We start from the raw sequence: 20,473 nt of genomic DNA on the forward strand, positions 1-20,473 counted from the left end.
ATAGCTTATCACTCAACTATAGTTTAACTATCGAGCTGATCGCAGTCTTTGGGTTGAGCGCCTTGTAGATTTCCGGTCCCGTAAGGCATTGCGAGGAACGAGCAAAGGAAATGTACACCGCGCGATGCCCAAAGACGGGGCCTCCCGGCCGTGAGGGCACCAAAGCTAGATTGAAACTGTAGGCAAGTAGAGCTCCCAGGATTAGAAGTAACTATAGAAGGATAGCTTGATTCGGATTATACAGGCTAGAACTATAGAACTTAGATTTCTCACTATGTTCGAAATGACAAAAGAGAAACTATAGAACCGACTACAAAAAGAGAAGGCCGATACTGATTACAGTACCGGCCTTCTTCTTTATCAGAAATCTTAACTTCTTAACTTTCCTTCAGCGTAATCTTACGCTCTACGGTATTGTACGGACCAGGCAGTACATTGCCATTGTTGTCCAGCAGCTCCAGTTTTATAGTTGTCTCGCCCATTGGCAGACCTTCTATAAGGTATGGCAGCCAACGGTCCAGCATAAACTCAGTACCATTTATAGTTGCACGTACCTTGTTACCAGTCGGCGATAAATCAGTGTTCACCAGGTAAAAATCCAGCATGATCTTTTCGGTATCCTTGCCTACGTACTCCCCTTTCGGACGACTGTAGAACATATGCGGCGCTTTCAGATCAAAGTTCATACGCTCAGCTGGCTTACCGGCTGTAACCATACGCAGGTCATACGCCCCTTTGTGCTTTAAGCTCTCGTGGTAAGAACGTGAAAGGAACGACAGGATCACGTGGTCGCCTTCCTTCAGGTCTTTTGTAAACGTAGTTTCGTAATGTGCCGTATATGGTTCATTATCAACTATGTTATGAATATGCTGGCCCTGCTGTGAATTGGCCATATGCTCTGCGTTAGAGTGCGGCGTCATGCGGGTAAGCTGGTAGTTCGACAGGCTGTAGTTAAATTCTACAGGACCAGGCTCCACAAGGCCACCTGCCGGTGGTGTGTTCAGGCGCAGCGCCGATTCCGGATATTGCTGCGAGTCGTCGAACGCGTAAACGCGCAGGCCGTTCTTGCTCATAATTGCTCCGGAAGGAGTTGGCCCGGTGTTAGTTGTGGTAACTACAGGCGTCTGGTTCTCAGCATCCTGCGTCTGTCGTGCGGTATCGCACGCTGTAACACCCAGCAACAGGGCAGCTGCCAGGCCAAGGTAGGTTTTTTTCATCTGTAAGAGATTAGGTTAGCAATTGAGCTAAGTTAGTGAATTTATTTTTTTCGTATATTGCGAACTACGTGAACAACACAAAAAAGTATACAGCAAAATAATATGAGTGAAATTTTGTTCGACGAAATTCCGTCTCTGGACTTAGCGGATTTTACGTCAGGTGACGCTGAAAGAAGGGCTCGATTTGTGAAGAAATTGGGTGATGCGTATCAAAATATAGGATTTATTGCCCTCCGTAACCATGGCCTGAGCGATGAGCTGACTGAAAGGCTGTATGCTGCTACTAAAAAGTTTTTTGCTTTGCCTGATGAAGAAAAGCAGAAATATGAAATACCAGGATTAGCCGGGCAGCGTGGCTATGTGGGTAAGTTCAAAGAAAAAGCAAAAGGCTTTAACACCGGCGACTTAAAAGAGTTTTATCATATTGGCCAGGAGTTGAGCGATATTCCGGACAACGACCCGATCAAAGAAGAATATCCTGAAAACGTTTTCCCGACGGAAGTACCCGAGTTTAAAGAAGTAACGCTTGAGGCTTACCGTAAACTGGAAACTGCCGGTAAAGAGGTGCTGCGTGCCATTGCCATTCACCTGGGCCTGGAAGAAAACTACTTTGACGAGAAGGTGAAATTCGGCAACAGCATTCTGCGCCCGATCCATTACTTCCCTATCGAGGACCCGGACAGCGTACCAGCGGATGCCGTACGTGCTGCCGAGCATGGCGACATTAACCTGATCACGTTGCTGATGGGTGCCAGTGCTGATGGTTTGCAGGTACTACGCCGCGATGGCCAGTGGATACCGATAACAGCCCTGCCAGAGCAGGTAATTGTGAACGTAGGTGATATGTTAGCGCGTCTGACCAACAACAAGCTGAAGTCTACCATACACCGTGTAGTTAACCCGCCGCGCGAGCTGATGCACACTTCACGCTTCTCTATTCCGTTCTTTATGCACCCACGTTCCGAAATGGACCTTACCTGCCTGGAAAGCTGTATAGATGAGCAGAACCCGAAGGCGTACCCGGATGCCACAGCAGGCGAATACCTGACCGAGCGCCTGATAGAACTTGGCCTTAAGAAAGCTTAGGTATTACTATTTTGAAATATTTAAAAGAGAGATAGTTACAAGCTGTCTCTCTTTTTTTATTTTTACCCTTTATGAGCCTGCGCTACTACATCTTCCTGAAAGACGTTTTGCTTCTTGCCCTTACTTCGTTTGGTGGGCCGCAGGCACATATCGCGTTAATGTTTAAACTGCTTGTAGAAAAACGCCGCTACCTTACCGACCAGGAACTGATAGAACTGAATGCCCTTTGCCAGATCCTGCCCGGCCCAACCTCTACCCAAACTATAACAGCCATCGGTTTCCGTATTGGTGGCCCTAACCTGGCTTACCTGACCCTGCTCGTCTGGATAATGCCTGCTGCCACCATAATGGCACTGGCAGCCTTTGTTATTTCGTACCTGCAGGAGAATAACATTTCGCTTCATTTCCTGCGGATTATATTGCCCATGGCGGTTGGGTTTGTGGCTTATGCCGCCTGGAAGATCAGTGTAAAAGTGGTAAACACCAAAGTGGCTATTGTGCTGATGGTGGTTTCGGCAGTGCTGTCGTATTTTTTCAGGTCGCCGTGGGTATACCCGCTGCTTTTAATTGCCGGTGGTGCCGTAACGGCTCTGCGCTTTAAACAGCACCCGCAGGAAAAAGACAAACGCCTGCATATACAATGGGCTAACTTCTTTCTGTATGTAGGCGTGTTTATACTTGCTGCGGCGCTTGGTGGCGCCACCTCGTCGTTGCCAGTCAGGTTGTTCGAGAACTTTTACCGTAACGGCAGCATGGTTTTTGGTGGTGGACAGGTGCTGGTACCGCTTATGTATACCGAATTTGTGCAGTTTAAAGGCTACCTTACCGGCGAAGAGTTTCTGTCTGGTTACGCTATTGCGCAGGCTTTGCCGGGACCAACTTTCTCTTTCACCTCGTTTGTAGGTAACCTGGCCATGCGCGAGTACGGTATAGCAGGCCAGTTCCTGGGCTCGTTTGTTGCTACGGTAGGCATCTTTTTACCGGGCACATTCCTGATTTTCTTCGTTATCCGCTTCTGGGAAGAGCTAAAAAAGTACAGGGTGGTACGGGCATCTCTGGAAGGCATAAGTGCGGTAAGCTCTGGCATGGTAGTAGCCGCAGCCATTATGCTTTACCACCCCATCGATAACACCCTGCTTAACTTTGGTATAGTGGTAGCTACTTTCGCGTTGCTGATGTTTACGCGTATTCCGGCGCCTGTGCTTATCTTAACTGGTTTGTTGCTGGGGTTTGTTTTGTAGAGATCAACTCTGACAGTCACCTCCTATATGTGCTGGGCATTCGTCCTTCCCAGTACTTCAACTAAATACTGCTCTTTAGATAAAAGTTAACTAAAGCATTTGCGTGCTTTTATATTGTACATAATAAATATATATTTATACCTATAAAATATGTGTTTATGAAAAAGCTCTTAATTAGCCTTCAGATTATCGGTTTTATTCTGTTCCTTTCAACTGATGTTTGTGCACAAGGCAAAAAGAAATTTACAGGTATAATCTCTAATGGTATGAAAGGTGATAAAATCTCTTTTATACTTTCTGCTGATGGCAAATGGGTAGAAGAATTCACTTTTGATGGTTACTGGCGCTGCGATGGCAGGTTGGAGAAAACTACCATTGGACCTGAAAAACGCATCCCGGTAAAAAAAGGCAAAATCAGTGGCATTGTGGTGGACCCGGAAAACGGTGGCTCCACTGCCTGGCGATTTGACATTCAGGGAAGTATAAACGGCAAAAAAGCGAGTGGTACTTTCAGGATGAATATTAATGCCCTTCGATGCGACTCGTATGTTTTGAAGTGGACAGCAGCTACCAAATAATACTTATAAGGTAAACTAATGTAAGAAGGCCGCTTTAAAAAGTGGCCTTCTTACATTAGTTTAACGTTTTTCCTTCAGCATCCGGAGCAGGTATTCGCCGTAGCCGCTTTTACGCAGCGGCTCTGCAGCAGCCTGTAGTTGCTCGTCCCCAATAAAGCCCATCCGCCAGGCTACTTCTTCAATGCAGCCGATCTTCAGGCCTTGCCGCTCTTCAATTACCTGCACAAAGGTAGCCGCCTGCATCAGCGACTGTATGGTACCGGTATCGAGCCAGGCAGTGCCCCGGTCCAGGATGCCCACTTTCAGTTTGCCGCGGCGCAGGTACTCTTTGTTCACATCGGTTATCTCGTATTCGCCGCGTGTGCTTGGTTCCAGGCTCTTGGCAATTTCCACCACCTCGTTGTCATAAAAGTACAGGCCAGGCACAGCGTAGTTGCTTTTTGGCTGCTGCGGCTTTTCTTCTATCGAAACCGCGTTGTTGTTTGCATCAAACTCCACTACCCCATAACGCTCCGGGTCGTGCACATGGTAGGCATAAACCACGCCGCCATCAGGATTATTGTTGGCCTGCAGCAGCTTACTCATGCCCGAGCCATAAAAGATGTTATCGCCCAGCACCAGCGCCACTTTGTCGTTGCCGATAAACTCCTCACCTATCACAAAGGCCTGCGCCAGTCCGTTTGGCACTTCCTGTACCTTATAACTGAACTTACACCCAATCTGCGAGCCATCTCCTAAAAGGCGCTCAAACATAGGCAGGTCGTGCGGCGTGGAGATTATCAGGATCTCACGGATACCGGCCAGCATCAGTGTTGAGAGCGGGTAATAGATCATCGGCTTGTCGTACACCGGCATCAGCTGCTTGCTAACAGCCAGGGTAAGCGGGTGAAGTCTGGTTCCGGAGCCCCCGGCGAGTATAATTCCTTTCATTTATTGATGGCTTGATGGTTGAAGGTTAAATGGTTGATTCTGATTACAATTGTCATCCCCTACCCCTTCAAAGGGGACTTGGCAACAGGTATAGTTCCCCTCCTCGGAGGGGTTAGGGGTGGGTTAACTATAGCAGATCAACAATTTAACCTTAAACAATTTAACAATTTCCAACCTACCGGTTGGTGTACTGCTCTTCGTAGTAATGCGTATAGTTGCCGCTGGTTACATGCTCCAGCCACTCCGTGTTTGCTAAGTACCAGTCTACGGTTTTGCTCAGGCCTTCTTCAAAGTTAACCGATGGTTTCCAGCCCAGCTCATTTACAAGTTTGCTTGAGTCGATGGCGTAGCGCAGGTCGTGGCCGGCACGGTCTTTTACAAACGTGATCAGCTTGCGCGAGTGTCCTTTTTCCCGGCCCAGCTTCTCGTCCATCACATCGCACAGCAGCTCGATCAGGTCCAGGTTCTTCCACTCGTTTATGCCACCAATGTTATAGGTGTCTCCTACCTTTCCATTATGGAAGATCACATCAATGGCGCGGGCATGGTCCAGCACATAGAGCCAGTCGCGCACGTTTTCGCCTTTGCCGTACACGGGTACCGGGCGCTCGTTTTTGATGTTGTTTATAGCCAGCGGAATCAGCTTTTCTGGGAAGTGATTTGGGCCATAGTTGTTGGAGCAGTTTGATATTTTGATTGGCAAACCATAAGTATGGTACCAGGCTCTAACAAAGTGATCGGAACTGGCTTTGGAGGCTGAGTAAGGTGAGCGTGGATCGTATGGTGTTTCTTCGGTAAACAAGCCGTCTTCGCCCAGCGAGCCATACACTTCGTCGGTAGAGATGTGGTAGAACAGGTGTCTGCTCAGGTCATCGGCCCAGTGCTTCTTGGCCGCATGCAGCAGGTTTACGGTACCGATCACGTTGGTCTGCACAAAGGCCAGCGGGTCTGTAATCGATCTGTCCACATGCGACTCGGCCGCCAGGTGGATAACGGCGTCAAACTTATAGTTGGCAAAGATCTCGTCCAGGTAAGCTGCGTCTACAATGTCGCCTTTCAGGAAAGTGTAGTTTTCCTTGTGCTCAACATCCGAAAGGTTTTCCAGGTTACCGGCATAGGTCAGTTTGTCCAGGTTATAGATCTGGTAGCTGGGGTACTTGTTAACAAATAACCGAACCACATGCGAGCCGATAAAGCCTGCTCCGCCTGTTATCAATATCTTCATGGCTATAGTTTAGCTGTAGATTCCTGTAAATGTAATTGCCAGTCCCAGGCGCTTTTCATAGACTCTTCCAGTGTACTAGTGGTTTTAAAACCAAGAACCTGGGTCGCCTTGGTTACATCAGCATATATTTTTGGAATATCGCCGGCGCGGCGCGGACCAATTTTATAGTTCAGCTTTACGCCGGTTGCGCGTTCAAAAGCCTGTATAGCCTCCAGCACCGTGTTACCTTGTCCGGTGCCTACGTTAAACATCTCAATGGCTTCAGCTTTATTTTGCAGCAGTCTTTCAATAGCTACTACATGCGCTTTTGCCAGGTCCACTACATGTACATAATCGCGGATACAGGTTCCGTCCGGGGTGTCGTAATCATCTCCGAAAACGGTTATCTGCTCACGAATGCCAGCTGCAGTTTGAGTAATAAAAGGCACCAGGTTATTGGGTACGCCCAGCGGCAGCTCACCAATCCGGGCAGACGGGTGCGCACCAATCGGGTTAAAATAACGCAGGGCTATACTCTGGATGTTGCTGTTTCCACTATTTGCCAGGTCAGTCAGGATCTCTTCACAAACTTTTTTGGTGTTGCCATACGGCGAGTTAGCTTTCTGCACCGGCGTTTGCTCAGTTACCGGCAATTGCTCCGGGATACCATACACCGTGCACGACGAAGAGAAAACCAGCTTCTGTACATTAAATTCCTGCATCACCTGCAATAACACCAGCAGCGACCCAACATTGTTATGGTAATACTTCAGCGGCTCAGCTACCGACTCTCCTACTGCCTTATAAGCTGCAAAATGAATAACGCCAACTATATCCGACTCCTGCTCAAACACCTTGCGCAGTTCAGCAGCATCGGTACAATCGGTGCGGTAGCACTTTACGTCTTGACCAAGAATGGCTTTTATTCCATCTAAAGAGCGCTCCTCAGAGTTAGAGAAATTATCCACTATAACCGGCTCATACCCCGCCTGCTGCAACTCCACTACTGTATGCGAGCCAATGTAGCCGGCCCCGCCTGTCACTAAAATCTTCTGCATGTTTATACTTTATCAGCCCCAATGGCCGAGTTTATACGTGTGGTAATTTATACTTTGTAAAGTTACAATTTTCTGTCTAATCATTTCACTGCCCGCACCATACGGTCTTTGCCGAACAGGTCCTGCACTACTTTGGCTTCTGCAAAGCCTGCCTCCAACAGCACATCGCATGTCTCGGGGCCGTAACGTTCATTTATCTCGAAGTATAGTTTGCCGGCTGGCTTTAGCAGACTATAACCAACTATAGCTATGCGTTTGTAGAATTTAAGCGGGTCGGTATCGGGCACAAAAAGAGCCAGGTGCGGTTCATATTCCAGCACATTGGCGCGCATCTGTTGCTGCTCTTCTTCCAGCACATACGGCGGGTTACTGGTGATGATGTCCAGTGAGCCGGAAGCTATAGTTTGTATGTCGTCAAATATATCCTGGTGCAGCCAGTTTATCGTCTGGCTATAGTTTGCCGCATTTGCCTTTGCCACTTCCAGCGCTCCTTCTGATACTTCCAGGCCATAAACCGCTTCTGTATGTAAGTTTGCAGCCAGCGCGATGGGTATACAGCCGCTACCGGTGCAGATATCCAGAATCTTTAACCCCTGCTGGTTCCGGTGCTCTTTTGCCACGAGGTCTACCAGCTCTTCGGTTTCGGGACGCGGGATAAGTACGTTCTGGTTTACCTGCAGCTCCAATCCATAAAAATGCGCCACGCCCAACACGTATTGCAGCGGCTCGTTTTTCAAAAGGCGGCTAACTATAGTTCGCAACTCTTCCTGTTGCATTATAGTTACTTCCTGCTGTTGACTTAAGCTTAGTTGAACCCGGTTTTGTTGCAGCACATGTTCCAGCACCTGCTGTGCCATGGCTCCTGCTTCCTGCTCAGGGTAAAGCCCGGAAAGCTGCTGACTTATAGTTTGTGTTGTTTGCTGTATGGTGGCCACGGCTTTTTCTGTTGATTTAGATATCTTTGCAAAGTTAACTTTATTGATTTGAAGATGTGGAAATTTGGAGATGTGAACTTGAATTTATCTCCTGACCCAAGACGCAAAATATTGCGTCTCTACATATGCCATCAACTCTTAACTTTTAACTCATAACTTTTAACGCTATTGCAAAGCAATACTTACATGCAGCGTGCGCTGGAACTGGCCAGGTTGGGCAGCGGTTATACGGCTCCTAACCCGATGGTAGGCTGCGTGGTGGTGCACAACGGGCAGATAATTGGAGAAGGCTGGCACCGGAACTATGGTGGCCCGCATGCCGAAGTAAACGCCATTGCCAGTGTGCAGAATAAAAGCTTGCTCCCGGAAAGCCGCGTGTATGTAACCTTAGAGCCCTGCTCCCATTTTGGTAAAACGCCGCCCTGCGCCGACCTGTTGATAAACAGCGGCGTGCGTGATGTAGTGATCTGTAACCTGGACCCAAACCCTTTAGTAGCCGGACGTGGTGTGCAGAAACTGCTGGATGCGGGAATAAAAGTACAAACCGGCCTGCTGGAACAGGAAGGACTGGAGCTGAACAAGCGTTTCTTTACAAGCCATAGTTTAAAGCGGCCTTACATTATATTAAAATGGGCTGAAACTGCTGATGGTTATGTAGCCGGGCCGGGCTGTGAACAGGTACAGATTAGCGGTGCACTGGCAAAGCGTTTTGTGCATAAGCTTCGCGCTGAAGAACAGGCCATTATGGTAGGCACCCGCACCGCCCTGCACGATAACCCGCGCCTGAATACCCGCCACTGGAGCGGCAGAGATCCAATACGTATAGTGATAGATCGCCAGTTAACTTTACCCCAAACTATAAATTTGTTTGATGGCAGCCAGCCAACTATAGTTTATAATTATAGAAAACAGGAAGACCTGGAGAATCTATACTTTGTGCAGCTTCAGGAAAACGAACCATTGCTACCGCAGATCATGGCAGACCTGCACAAGCGTAATGTGATATCAGTATTAGTGGAAGGCGGCACTTACCTGCTCGAAAGCCTGCTGGAAGAAAACCTGTGGGACGAAGCTTTTATCCTTAAAAATACAGCCAAAACTATAGTTGATGGCATAAAAGCGCCAACTATGGTGTATGGCAATTTAGTGGAACAACAAACATTAGGAACCGACGAGCTGTTGCACTACAAAAACAATAATCAGCAACTAACAATCAACAATTAAATACATGGCCGAATCGCTTATAGTTGACCAGAACCTTAGCAAAGAAGAAAAATATAAAACCCTGTTGCCGCAGATAGAAGCTTTAACAACAGGCGAAACAGACCTGATTGCTAACATCTCGAACTTAGTAGCTGCCTTAAAACAAGGGCTCGGCTTTTTCTGGGTGGGCGTTTATTTTAACAAAGAAGGCCAGTTGGTACTAGGCCCTTTTCAGGGACCGATCGCCTGCACCCGCATCCCTTACCACAAAGGTGTATGCGGCGCCTGTTACACCCGCCGGGAAACTATACTGGTACCAGACGTGGAAGCCTTCCCGGGGCATATAGCCTGCGCCAGCGAATCCAAATCAGAAATTGTGGTGCCGGTAATAAAAGACGGTGACGTAAAACTGGTTCTGGACGTAGACAGCGACAGGCTAAACGACTTCGACGAAGTAGACCAGAAGTACCTGGAGCAATTGATGAAGCTGGTAGAAAGCTGGTATTAGCATTCTTTGACAAAGGAATTTTTGACAAAAGGCAATGGACCTCATGCCTCAAGTTATGCTATTGCTAAACTTGCGGCATTTTTGTAGTAGAAAGGCTATTGTTCCACAGAAAAAATGACGCAAAATATTGCGTCTCTACAAATCTTTTTCATCTCCTAAATCCCATTAATCCCGGTTCAGACAAAAAGCAAAATGCCGCTGCAAGTATAAATTGCAGCGGCATTTTTTATAATCTTTTGTCTTTTGTCAAATAGTCTTTTGTCTCAAAAACCTTACCCAAACAGTGTTGGCGGAGGTGTTTTAAGCTGGGCTATTACCGTCTGACCGCCTTTGGTTTTCTGGCCAAGCTCTACTTTAATTTCTGTATCAAGCGGCACAAACACGTCTACGCGCGAGCCAAATTTAATAAAACCAAACTCTTCGCCCTGGCTAACTTCATCACCTTCTTTTACATACCAAACTATACGGCGCGCCATGGCTCCTGCAATCTGGCGGAACAACACCTCAGGGCCGGCAGTAGACTCTACCACCACAGTAGTACGCTCGTTCTGTGTGCTCGATTTTGGGTGCCAGGCTACAAAGTAGTTTCCCGGATGATATTTAAAATACTTTACGATGCCTGAAACCGGGTTACGCGTAATATGCACGTTTATCGGCGACATGAAAATAGAGATCTGCTTGCGCTTATCCTTAAAGTATTCCGGCTCTTCCACTTCCTCAATTACCACTACTTTGCCATCGGCCGGCGCTATCAGCAGGTCTTCGTGCAATAGCAGGTTGCGGTACGGGCTCCGGAAAAACTGAAGTATAAGCAGGAACAACACTGCAGATACACCAGAGAAAATCTTGTTGAAGGTATTGTTTTCGGCGTTGAAGTTGTAGAGCAACAGGTTGATTGCTACTAACCCTAGCAATGTAAAAAACAGAATCTTTCGTCCTTCTTTATGAATCTTCATTAGTGTGTTGTGAAATTACTGCAGCTACTTTATAAGTTATAATAGCCCATCCAGTTTAGTAGATGGGCTATTACCTGCATCAAAATTATATAAACTTTCGCTTATTTTTATAAAAATCTTTGCTTAGAAGCCACCGCGGTACTTGTACGTCATGGCTACCTTGTCAATAGCTACAATGTAAGCGGCAATACGCATTGGTACGTTATACTTCTGAGATGCGGCATAAACACGCTCAAACGACTCGTTCATGATACGCTCAGCACGCTCATTTACACGGTCCAGCGTCCATTTAAAGCCCATGCGGTTCTGTACCCACTCAAAGTAAGACACCGTTACACCACCAGAGTTTGCCAGGATATCCGGCACTACCATAATGCCTTTTTCGTTGATGATATTATCGGCTTTATATGAAGTAGGTCCGTTTGCACCTTCCACTATAAGGCGAGCCTGTATCTTATCAACATTCTTTATCGTGATCACATCTTCTACAGCAGCTGGAATAATTACATCCACTTTAGAAGTTAGCAATTCTTCCGGGTCCATCAGTTCAGCTCCTTTGTAACCTTCCAGGCGACCATTGTGTGCGTTCTTGTACTCGATAGCATCTTCAATGTCGATACCGTTATCGTTCCAGTAAGCGCCGCTTACGTCGCTTACGCCAAGAATTTTAACGCCGCGCTCAGCCATAAGCTTGGCAGCCCATGCGCCTACGTTACCGAAACCCTGGATGGCAGCAGTAGATTTTGAAGGGTCCATGCCCAGTTTATCCATAGCAGCCATTGCCGATACCATTACGCCACGGCCAGTAGCCTCTACGCGGCCAAGCGAACCACCTAACACAAGCGGCTTACCTGTAACAACAGCATGCACTGTAGAGCCTTTTGTTTTAGAGTATTCGTCCATCAGCCAGGCCATTTCACGTGGGCCTGTACCCATGTCCGGTGCAGGAATGTCCTGATCAGGTCCAAAGGTATCTGCCAGTGCTGACGTATAAGCTCTTGTTAAACGCTCGATCTCACCAGCCGACATAGTAAAAGGATCGCATATTATACCGCCTTTTGCACCACCGTAAGGGATGTCTACTACCGCACATTTCCAGGTCATCCAGGCTGCAAGCGCCTTTACTTCATCCAGGAAAACATCCGGAGCATACCGTATACCACCTTTGGAAGGACCAAGTATAGTAGAATGTATTACACGGTAACCCTCGAACACACGTACCTTGCCATCATCCATCGTTACAGGAATGTTCACGATTACCTGGCGGGTAGGCGATTTTAATACGTTATATGTCTCTTCATCCAACCCTAATACTTCAGCGGCAATATTGAATCGTGACATCATCGATTCGAACGGATTTTCCCTATCCTTGATCGGTGCAGGTTCTTTGTATAACATTAGATTAACCTTTTGATTTGATCAGTTTGATTAAGATTTCAGAGGTAAAGGTATATAATTTATACATACAACCGCCAACTATACCGGAAACAAAAAACTAGAAAATTTGAAGAAAGGCAACTATAAAAGGAATAACAATTATCAGGCTGTCGAAACGGTCTAAAATGCCGCCGTGCCCGGGCAATAAGGTGCCCGAATCTTTCACGTCCAGGCTTCGCTTCAGCATCGATTCCACCAGGTCTCCGAACACGCCGAAGATTGAAACTATAATGCCTATTCCCAACCACTGATAAAGTGCCAGGTCCTGAAAATAAACCGATAAGCCATAGGCTACTGCCAGGGTAAGCAACATGCCGCCAGCCCAGCCCTCCCAGGTTTTGCCCGGCGAGATACGCGGAAAAAGTTTGCGTTTACCAAAGTTCTTGCCGGCAATGTAAGCCCCTGTATCCGAAGCCCAGATCAGCAGCATAAGCCCCAGTATGGGTTGCCAGTTGTACGTATCGTTCAGGTAGCCTAATTTGTGCAATAACCCGAAAGGCAGTGCAATATAAAGTACCCCTAAAAGGGTAAATGCAATGTTGGTGAAAGGTTGCGGCTGCTTGCGGTATAGTTCGAGTACAAAAACAAGACCCAGCAACGGTAGCGTTAAGTAAAGCAGCTCGCTCCGGACAAGTTCTTTCTCGATCAGGAAGATCAGGATATAGAACAAAGCGCCTAAAGCTGCCCCTAATGTTTTATTTGGTTTAATGCCTTGTGTAGCAGCCAGTCTGTAAAATTCCAGTAACCCAACTATAGTCAGCAGCAGGAAAAGCACGAAATAAGTCCACTCGCTAACCAGTATACTGCCCACAAATAAGGCGGCGCCCAACACTCCTATTATAATCCGCTGATTTAAGTTACTTAGTCCCGAAATTTTATTGCCCATGTAGTAGAGGATGCTGTTAGAGCACTAAAGGTATTAAAATTATTAGATTGTAAAACGCCTATACTCCAGATTCAGCTATAGTTTCAGGAAGCGGGTTGGTGCGCGGCGGCACCTTTTTAAACTCACTATACAGGTAATACAGCACCGCTCCGCTTAAAACCACAGACAGCAACACACTCCACCATTCCATCGGCTCCGTAGACTCTACATCGATATCGACAGCGCCGGTTTGCTGCAAATAAAGCATCAGCACGGTAAAGCCATTGTTAAAGAAGTGGGCAACTATAGGCACGCTTATGCGGCCCGACCAGAAATATAAATATCCGAACAAGGCACCCAATATAGCGCGTGGCACAAACCCGAAAAACTGTACGTGAATGGCTGCAAATACTAATCCGGCAATCCAGATAGCGGCGTGTGGGCTGCCCGTCCAGCGGTGCAGTTGCTTTTGCAAAACTCCTCGGAACACAATTTCTTCGCCGATGGCAGGTATAACCGCAATTACCAATATGCCTATCAACAGCTTCGGAATATCATTAAAATCGGCAATCATTTTGGTAAGTTCGGCCAGTTCGTCTTCTTTGGCGCGTGCCCACTCCTCAAACCCCTGCATAAAATCCGGGAAGTTCATGGTAGCGTTCCAGTTTATGACAACCGAGTTGGCAGGCATAATTATGATCATCAGCACGCCAGCTAACAATACCAGTAATGGGGCAACCGGCATTTTCCAGTTCAGGTAAGGCTCCACGTCATATTTTAAAACCCGCAGCATAAACAACGGCCCTACCACAAACGACATAAACTGTATTACGCCCTGCAGCAGCAGCATAATATTGCGCCCGTTCGGGTGCGACAGCGGGTTTGTTGCTATTTCCGGTATCTGCATCAGGCTGAAATCGAAGGCGACGCTGGCGATAATGGCGAAGATAAAACTACCAACAAAATAGCCTGCCATCATAAAAGCAAACAGCAGAAGCAGTATATAAAATGGATGTGGCTCTTTACGGATGAAACCTTTCATACAGGAGTTTAGGTTAAATTGGTGTAAATTTACGCGAATAATTAAATTTTGCTTTGGTAAAGATAGCGAACATAGAGTTGGGCGAGTTCCCGTTACTGCTTGCACCGATGGAAGACGTGAGTGATCCGCCGTTCCGAAAAGTGTGCAAAGCCAATGGGGCCGACCTGATGTACACCGAGTTTATTTCCTCTGAGGGTTTGATACGCGACGCAGCTAAAAGTGTGCAGAAACTCGACATTTTTGATTACGAGCGTCCTATTGGCATCCAGATTTTCGGGTCTGATATTGAGTCGATGCGTGAGGCGGCTATCGTTTCGTCGCAGGCCGGCCCCGACCTGATAGATATCAACTATGGCTGCCCTGTAAAGAACGTAGCCTGCAAAGGTGCCGGTGCTGCCCTGCTGCGCGATGTCCCTAAAATGGTGAAGATGACCGAGGAAATTGTGAAAGCAACCAACCTGCCGGTTACCGTTAAAACCCGCCTCGGCTGGGATGAAGACACCAAGTATATAGTTGAGACTGCCGAACGTTTGCAGGACATTGGGATTCAGGCACTGAGTATACACGGCCGTACACGCGTGCAGATGTATAAAGGCGAAGCCGACTGGAGCCTGATAGCCGAAGTAAAAAACAACCCGCGGATGAAGATCCCCATCTTTGGCAACGGCGATATCGATTCTCCGCAGAAAGCACTGGAATACCGCAATAAATATGGAGTGGATGGCATTATGATTGGCCGTGCCAGCATCGGTTACCCGTGGATCTTTAACGAGATAAAACACTATATGGCAACCGGCGAGATGCTACCGGGACCAACGTTGGAAGAGCGTGTAGAGGTTTGCCGCCAGCACTTTACGCACTCCCTGGAGTGGAAAGGCGATAAACTGGGCATTTTTGAAATGCGCCGCCACTATACCAACTACTTCCGTGGATTGCCGCACTTTAAGCCGCTGCGCATGAAACTGGTGCAGTCTGAGGACATCCAGGAAATTTACGATACGCTGGAAGAGATAGCGCAGACGATGAGCTATGCGGAGTTAGAAAGTTAAAAAGTTTATAAGTTAGAAAGTTATATTTTAGGGCGCCTGTTGCATTTGCAGCGGGCGCTTTCTGTTTGTCTGAATCAGGATTTACAGGATTAATGGATTTTCAGGATTTTTGCTTGACTTATAAATGAAACTATAGCTCTATAGTTCCTACAACTAACTTATTCTGCTGGCAGGGTTTTCAACCCGTGTCTAATTATGGTGTTGAGTTTGTAACTCAACTGGCCCGGGAGGGACAAAACTAGTAGTGGCTTAGGCTATGGTCTTATAGTTTCGGAGGTCCAACCACCCTTTATCCCTCAGAGCTTCGCTCGCTACCTTCGAACTCGCTTCTCGGTAGTCTAATGCAGGGAGTTTTTAGGCTACTGCTATAGTTTACGCTATAGTTTTATAATTGCCAATAACACACCCCTACCCCTCCCAAGAGGGGAATTCCGGCTGTTGCTATAGTTGTAGCTGTAGTGCTATAGTTACAGTAAGCACACAGAACTTTCCTCCTTAACTCTTAAACTTTTTAACTTCCAAACTTTCTAATTTTTTAACTACAAAATCTGCTACTTTTGCACACTTGTAATTTTAACGTTTAGGCAGCTTGGCCAACATTTCTGATCAACAAAAAACGGGAGCATCGGCGTTGGCCTGGTTCCTGGTTATTATACTGGCGCTTATCTGGGGCACCTCCTTCATCCTGATTAAAAAAGGGCTTATAGTTTATAGTTCGGATGAGTTGGGTGCGTGGCGCATAACTATAGCCTGCCTTACGTTACTGCCATGGGCTATAAAACACATTAAACAGGCAGAACCGCGCCACTGGAAATTTTTACTGGGCAGCGGCCTGCTGGGCAACCTGATCCCGGCTTTTCTGTTTGCTTATGCCGAAACCCACCTTGCCAGCGGTTTGGCTGGCGTATTAAACTCGCTTACGGCACTTTTTACGCTGTTAGTAGGCGCTGTTTTCTTTCACCAGCCCATCACCTGGATGCGCATGCTTGGTATTACCGTTGGTATTGCGGGCACAGCTGTCCTTATCTTTTCGGGTGGCGAAAACACTAATTTCGACAATACCATGTATGGGCTGTATATTGTGGTGGCTACCATCTGCTACGGTGGCAGCGTAAACATTATCAAATACAAACTGCAGGGCTTAAAGCCTTTTGTAATGTCGAGCCTGGCGTTACTTACGGTGGGGCCGATGGCGTTTATTTACCTGCTCACCACCGATGCTTTTGGCAAACTGCAGCATACGCCCGGCGCCGGCGAAGCACTGCTTTACATTGCCATCCTTGCCGTTTTCAGTACAGCAGTCGGGTTGGTACTTTTTAACAAGCTTATCCATATTTCTACGCCGCTTTTTGCCAGTTCATCCACCTACCTTATTCCTATAGTTGCGCTTATGTGGGGCGTGCTCGACGGCGAAGCGATACATCTCTGGCATTATATAGGCATGGTAATTATTCTGGTTGGCGTGTTTATAGTTAACCGGGCTAAATAAAATAACATTTACAAAAAGAAAGGCTCCCGTAAAACAGGAGCCTTTTTTATTTAGAAACTAATCAGGCTAATTTTTTATCAATTTCAGAGTTTCAACTTCTCCGTTTTGTTCTATAGTCAGCAGGTACAGGCCGCGTGGCAGGTTCTGGTTTAAGCTTAGCTGCAACACCGATGATCCTTTTGCCAATAACTCTTCGTGTTGCTTCAGTATCTTACCCGTGGGTGTGTATAGTGTCAGTTTTGCTTTGCCTGCGTTAATTGCTTCAACGGCCAGCTTTATTTCAGACTCGAACGGGTTAGGGTAAGCAACTATAGCTGTCTTGGTTACCGTTCCGAAATTAACCGTGCGGGGCCCGTAAAACTTGAAGGTTCCGTCTTCATCTACCTGTCGCAACCGATAGTACAGCATTCCATTTTTACCATTTCGGTTATCTGTAAAACTATAGTTCTGCGCTATGGCCGATGTGCCCGCCACACTTTGCACAAACCCGATCTTCTGGTAACTATAGCCGTCTGCAGATACTTCTACTTCAAAACCGCTGTTGCTTTTTTCTGAGGCTGTTTTCCACTCCAGCACGGCTACATTATCCTGCTTGGTGGCTTTAAAGTAGAGCAACTCTACAGGCAGCGGAGTAATCCGGTTATTGATGGTCATGTAGTTGATGGAGTTAATACCACTAACCGATATAGTATTAGTACTCATGTCCAGTTGTTCGGGCGAAGACCACGAATACCAGCCAAAACCAGGTCCTATAGAACCTACCAGTTCTAATTGCTCTTCATATTCGGCGGTATTGGCGCTTAGTTCTGCATCAAAATAGGTAACGGTAACCGCTGCATTAAATTTACCTTTGCCTGTTGATGGCTCAAAATGGAACAAACGCCCGATGCTTTTCCCTTCCTGCACGGCTGTAGGGCCGGTTACACGGGTCATGGTAGACATGCCTGCATCTACTACCTGAGCGATGGTAATACCCATACCACCAAAGTTATTAATGCCGGCTCCAACAGAACGCGTGGTTTTAATAGTCCCCAGAATACGCCTCTCATTGGCCTCGCCTACCAGATTTGCATTTGCCCCAAGTTCTACCTCGTTCAGTCCGGTAACTATAGTTGTTCCTGTAAGGTTAATGTCAAAACTCAAAGACTCATCTATCAATGCATTTCCCATAAGTGTTTTGGTACCGGCAGCCGCAATACTCAGGTTTTTATAGTTTATGCCGGGCATTTGCTGCGGACCGTTACCATTAAATTCTATAGTTTGAGGCGTTACAACATTGGCTTCTGCTCCTTTGGTCATGTTGCCTGCAACCTTTGCTATGCCGTCCTCAAAAGTAGCGGTTCCTATGCTTTGCAGATCTAAATGGCCGTACTGTACGCTTTTTATAGTTTGGTGAGAACCATTATACACAACTGTACTGGCCGGCTGTAAACTATAGGTATCTAAAAGCGGAAGTGAGTTTGTGCCCGCCACTTTCATGGTAGCAGCATTTGCTATGGTCAGGCCGGTTCCTGATGACGCCTTCTTAGTTAGTATGCGGTTTCGGGCGTCCAGCGTGCCAGACGCTACCTGTATGGTTTGCAGGCCGTTAATATCTGCATAAAGCGACACAGCTGTAGCCGGACCTGTTTTGTTAATGAAAAGCTCGTTTATAGTTACCGGGCTTGCTGAGGTTATAGTTGCAGCTGCATTGCCCCTGAAATCTACCCAATTCGCAGGGGCACTAAAGCTATTCCCGTTATTGGCCAGGCTTCCGTGCAGCGTAATATTTTTACTTACGGTTAAGCTACTTCCCGCATTTATAGTTAAATTTCTTACCGCTGTAGCACCTGTTCCTGTGCCGTTCAGGCTGGCTGTTGCACTGGTAAAGATGAGGTCTGTGTTTACTGCATTTATAGTTCCGTTATTGATCAGGTCCGTATCCAAGGTTAACGTATAAACCGATGCCGGATTACTTAATGCAGCGTCACTGGCAATGGTCATCCGGTTGGCCACGCGTGCGTTACTTAACAGTGGTCTTGTTGCAGCTTCCTGCAAAATCAGGTTTCCGTATGTTACGCCCGCTATACCGGAAGTACCACCCGAGTAAATAACAGTGCTATTCGCTCCTAGTGCGTTTGTGCTATAGCTGGCAGGGTAGTTAACAGTATTTACCCGAAGGGTAGCCCCGTCAACAAGTGTAAGCGCTCCGCCGGCAGAAGTTCTGTCCATCGTGTGGCCATCCAGTACCAACGTGCCGCTTTGCACAGCCAGGTTCCCGCTTAAAGTTGAATTGCCTGTTGTTGTTAGTGTATTGGCAGTTGTTTTGTTCAGATTATAAAATGTTGTTCCGGCTACTGTCTGCGGATTTGTGCCAGAAAAAGCCACCGTACTGGTGCCCGGCGTGTAGGTACCGCCTGTTCTGTTCCAATTGCCTTTCAGATCTATAGTTGAAGCATTGCCCTGCAGTATACCGGCTGTTAAAGATACATTACCGGCTACGTTTATAGTTGGGACATCCAGCACCATTGTGCCTCCTGTAACTGTTAAACCACCGGTTATGCTTTGTGTAGCTGCCGATGACAGCGTGGCTGCTCCTGCTGCTTTTGCTATAGTTAAATGATGATAAGGCAAACCTGCCACTAGCTGCGCGCCCGCTCCATTGTACGTTACGGTACCTGCATCTGCTGCAAAATTACCGGCTGTATAGTTATAGTTTCCGCCTATGTTAAGGTTGCTGTTGCCTAAGGTTATGTTGCCGGTTTGGTGTTGCTCCAGGTTTCCGGTCAGGTTTATAGTTGCTGCTGTGCCTGTAACCGAAAGATTGTTACCCACACTACCATCGTTTAAGATAAGATTACCACCTATAGTTATAGTTTGCGCATTAGCGATTAGGTTGTGCTGTATTGCTGATCCTGCTCCAACTGCGGCAATGTTATAGTTTGTTCTGAGTGACCCCGCCGACATGGTGAGCGTCATCTGGTTTGGCGCTTTAAAGCTGATATCCCGCACCCATTCGGCTGTGGTTATAGTTGGCTGACGTTGCTCTACAGGTGTATTCTCCCCCAGTATCACAAAATCTGAGCTGATCGGCCCTGTAATTCCACGGGTTGAGACTCCATCTGTTATTACTTCCCAGTTCCTGCCGTCTTCCCAGGCAATGCTTTCGGTTCCATCCCATTTGTAAGTACTCGGGTTATCCGTTAGGGTCCAGAAACCTGCAAGGTTGGTTACATTATTGCGTCTTACCCAGTTCTGCGAAGCATCGTAGGCATGTCGGCTGGCGCTCGTCCAGGTACCAGACCCGGTTGGGGAGTAGTATAGTTTCAGGCCATCTTCAACACAACCGTTTAACTCAGCATCCTGGTACTGCAGCTGTAAACTTGCCGTGGTATACGTGCCCGTGGCTACGGTTATTTCATAGAGCCTGTTTATAGATTTCCCACTTAAAAAACCTGTCGGTAAAGTTGCGGTGCCGGTTTTCATGGTAGCATCTGTTACGCCCGTGCCACCGGTAAAAGCCATTGTGGAAAACCGGGAGTTAAAGGCATAGGCAGTACCTGAAGCGAATGCATGCTGCCTGTTTACTGTGCCTGAAACCCAGCCATCTCCGGTTCTGTCGCCGAGTATAATTATTTTGTTTACACCTGTGTGTAGCTCGCCCTGCGTCATGTTAAGGGTTGTTGCAGTCGCGTT

17 protein-coding genes are annotated in these 20,473 nt (G+C 47.2%); 7 read left to right on the top strand and 10 right to left on the bottom strand.

The window, feature by feature from the left end:
* Positions 1-377: 377 nt before the first annotated feature.
* The gene (locus GSQ66_RS13670) at positions 378-1,217 is read right to left on the bottom strand and encodes a hypothetical protein (RefSeq protein ID WP_162427978.1); all 840 of its coding nucleotides are present in this window, start codon (positions 1,215-1,217) and stop codon (positions 378-380) included.
* Between the two features lie 102 nt (positions 1,218-1,319).
* Here GSQ66_RS13670 and GSQ66_RS13675 point away from each other — a divergent pair, with 102 nt between their 5' ends.
* From GSQ66_RS13675 to GSQ66_RS13685, 3 genes are all read left to right on the top strand, one after another.
* Entirely contained in the window at positions 1,320-2,303 is a 984-nt protein-coding gene (locus GSQ66_RS13675) for an isopenicillin N synthase family dioxygenase (protein WP_162427979.1), read from the top strand.
* Positions 2,304-2,374: 71 nt separating this feature from the next.
* Positions 2,375-3,544, top strand: a complete 1,170-nt coding sequence (gene chrA, locus GSQ66_RS13680) for a chromate efflux transporter (protein ID WP_162427980.1) — start codon at positions 2,375-2,377, stop codon at positions 3,542-3,544.
* A 158-nt stretch (positions 3,545-3,702) separates the two neighbouring features.
* On the top strand, positions 3,703-4,122 hold the full coding sequence (locus GSQ66_RS13685) for a hypothetical protein (RefSeq protein ID WP_162427981.1): 420 nt from the start codon (positions 3,703-3,705) through the stop codon (positions 4,120-4,122).
* Between the two features lie 60 nt (positions 4,123-4,182).
* Here GSQ66_RS13685 and rfbA read toward each other — a convergent pair whose 3' ends face one another.
* The 4 genes from rfbA to prmC all read right to left on the bottom strand — a co-directional run bounded on the left by rfbA (position 4,183) and on the right by prmC (position 8,249).
* The gene (gene rfbA / locus GSQ66_RS13690) at positions 4,183-5,052 is read right to left on the bottom strand and encodes a glucose-1-phosphate thymidylyltransferase RfbA (RefSeq protein WP_162427982.1); all 870 of its coding nucleotides are present in this window, start codon (positions 5,050-5,052) and stop codon (positions 4,183-4,185) included.
* Positions 5,053-5,227: 175 nt separating this feature from the next.
* Entirely contained in the window at positions 5,228-6,277 is a 1,050-nt protein-coding gene (gene rfbB, locus GSQ66_RS13695; RefSeq protein WP_162427983.1) for a dTDP-glucose 4,6-dehydratase, read from the bottom strand.
* Between the two features lie 2 nt (positions 6,278-6,279).
* Positions 6,280-7,314, bottom strand: a complete 1,035-nt coding sequence (galE, locus tag GSQ66_RS13700) for a UDP-glucose 4-epimerase GalE (protein ID WP_162427984.1) — start codon at positions 7,312-7,314, stop codon at positions 6,280-6,282.
* Positions 7,315-7,394: 80 nt separating this feature from the next.
* Positions 7,395-8,249: a peptide chain release factor N(5)-glutamine methyltransferase gene (gene prmC / locus GSQ66_RS13705; RefSeq protein WP_162427985.1), complete on the bottom strand. Its 855-nt coding sequence runs from the start codon at positions 8,247-8,249 to the stop codon at positions 7,395-7,397.
* Between the two features lie 168 nt (positions 8,250-8,417).
* Here prmC and ribD point away from each other — a divergent pair, with 168 nt between their 5' ends.
* Positions 8,418-9,473, top strand: a complete 1,056-nt coding sequence (gene ribD, locus GSQ66_RS13710; protein WP_317164200.1) for a bifunctional diaminohydroxyphosphoribosylaminopyrimidine deaminase/5-amino-6-(5-phosphoribosylamino)uracil reductase RibD — start codon at positions 8,418-8,420, stop codon at positions 9,471-9,473.
* Between the two features lie 4 nt (positions 9,474-9,477).
* Positions 9,478-9,960, top strand: a complete 483-nt coding sequence (locus GSQ66_RS13715; protein WP_162427986.1) for a GAF domain-containing protein — start codon at positions 9,478-9,480, stop codon at positions 9,958-9,960.
* Between the two features lie 272 nt (positions 9,961-10,232).
* Here GSQ66_RS13715 and GSQ66_RS13720 read toward each other — a convergent pair whose 3' ends face one another.
* The 4 genes from GSQ66_RS13720 to GSQ66_RS13735 all read right to left on the bottom strand — a co-directional run bounded on the left by GSQ66_RS13720 (position 10,233) and on the right by GSQ66_RS13735 (position 14,260).
* On the bottom strand, positions 10,233-10,916 hold the full coding sequence (locus GSQ66_RS13720) for a phosphatidylserine decarboxylase family protein (RefSeq protein WP_162427987.1): 684 nt from the start codon (positions 10,914-10,916) through the stop codon (positions 10,233-10,235).
* 123 nt (positions 10,917-11,039) lie between these two features.
* Positions 11,040-12,314, bottom strand: coding sequence for a Glu/Leu/Phe/Val family dehydrogenase (locus GSQ66_RS13725; protein WP_162427988.1), 1,275 nt, complete (start codon positions 12,312-12,314; stop codon positions 11,040-11,042).
* 97 nt (positions 12,315-12,411) lie between these two features.
* A complete protein-coding gene (locus GSQ66_RS13730; protein WP_238395693.1) occupies positions 12,412-13,239 on the bottom strand; it encodes a phosphatidate cytidylyltransferase in 828 nt (275 codons plus the stop codon).
* A gap of 58 nt (positions 13,240-13,297) precedes the next feature.
* Positions 13,298-14,260, bottom strand: coding sequence for a CPBP family intramembrane glutamic endopeptidase (locus GSQ66_RS13735; RefSeq protein ID WP_162427989.1), 963 nt, complete (start codon positions 14,258-14,260; stop codon positions 13,298-13,300).
* Between the two features lie 53 nt (positions 14,261-14,313).
* Between GSQ66_RS13735 and dusB the strand changes: the two genes are divergently transcribed.
* Together dusB and GSQ66_RS13745 are read left to right on the top strand one after the other, a co-directional pair.
* On the top strand, positions 14,314-15,309 hold the full coding sequence (gene dusB, locus GSQ66_RS13740) for a tRNA dihydrouridine synthase DusB (RefSeq protein ID WP_162427990.1): 996 nt from the start codon (positions 14,314-14,316) through the stop codon (positions 15,307-15,309).
* 589 nt (positions 15,310-15,898) lie between these two features.
* Entirely contained in the window at positions 15,899-16,798 is a 900-nt protein-coding gene (locus GSQ66_RS13745; protein ID WP_238395694.1) for a DMT family transporter, read from the top strand.
* Positions 16,799-16,864: 66 nt separating this feature from the next.
* Here the strand turns inward: GSQ66_RS13745 and GSQ66_RS13750 are convergent, their stop codons facing one another.
* Positions 16,865-20,449 (bottom strand): T9SS type A sorting domain-containing protein, encoded by a 3,585-nt coding sequence (locus GSQ66_RS13750; protein ID WP_162427991.1) that lies wholly within the window; start codon positions 20,447-20,449, stop codon positions 16,865-16,867.
* Positions 20,450-20,473 lie beyond the last annotated feature (24 nt).

The organism is Pontibacter pudoricolor, assembly GCF_010092985.1.
GTDB classification, from domain to species: domain Bacteria; phylum Bacteroidota; class Bacteroidia; order Cytophagales; family Hymenobacteraceae; genus Pontibacter; species Pontibacter pudoricolor.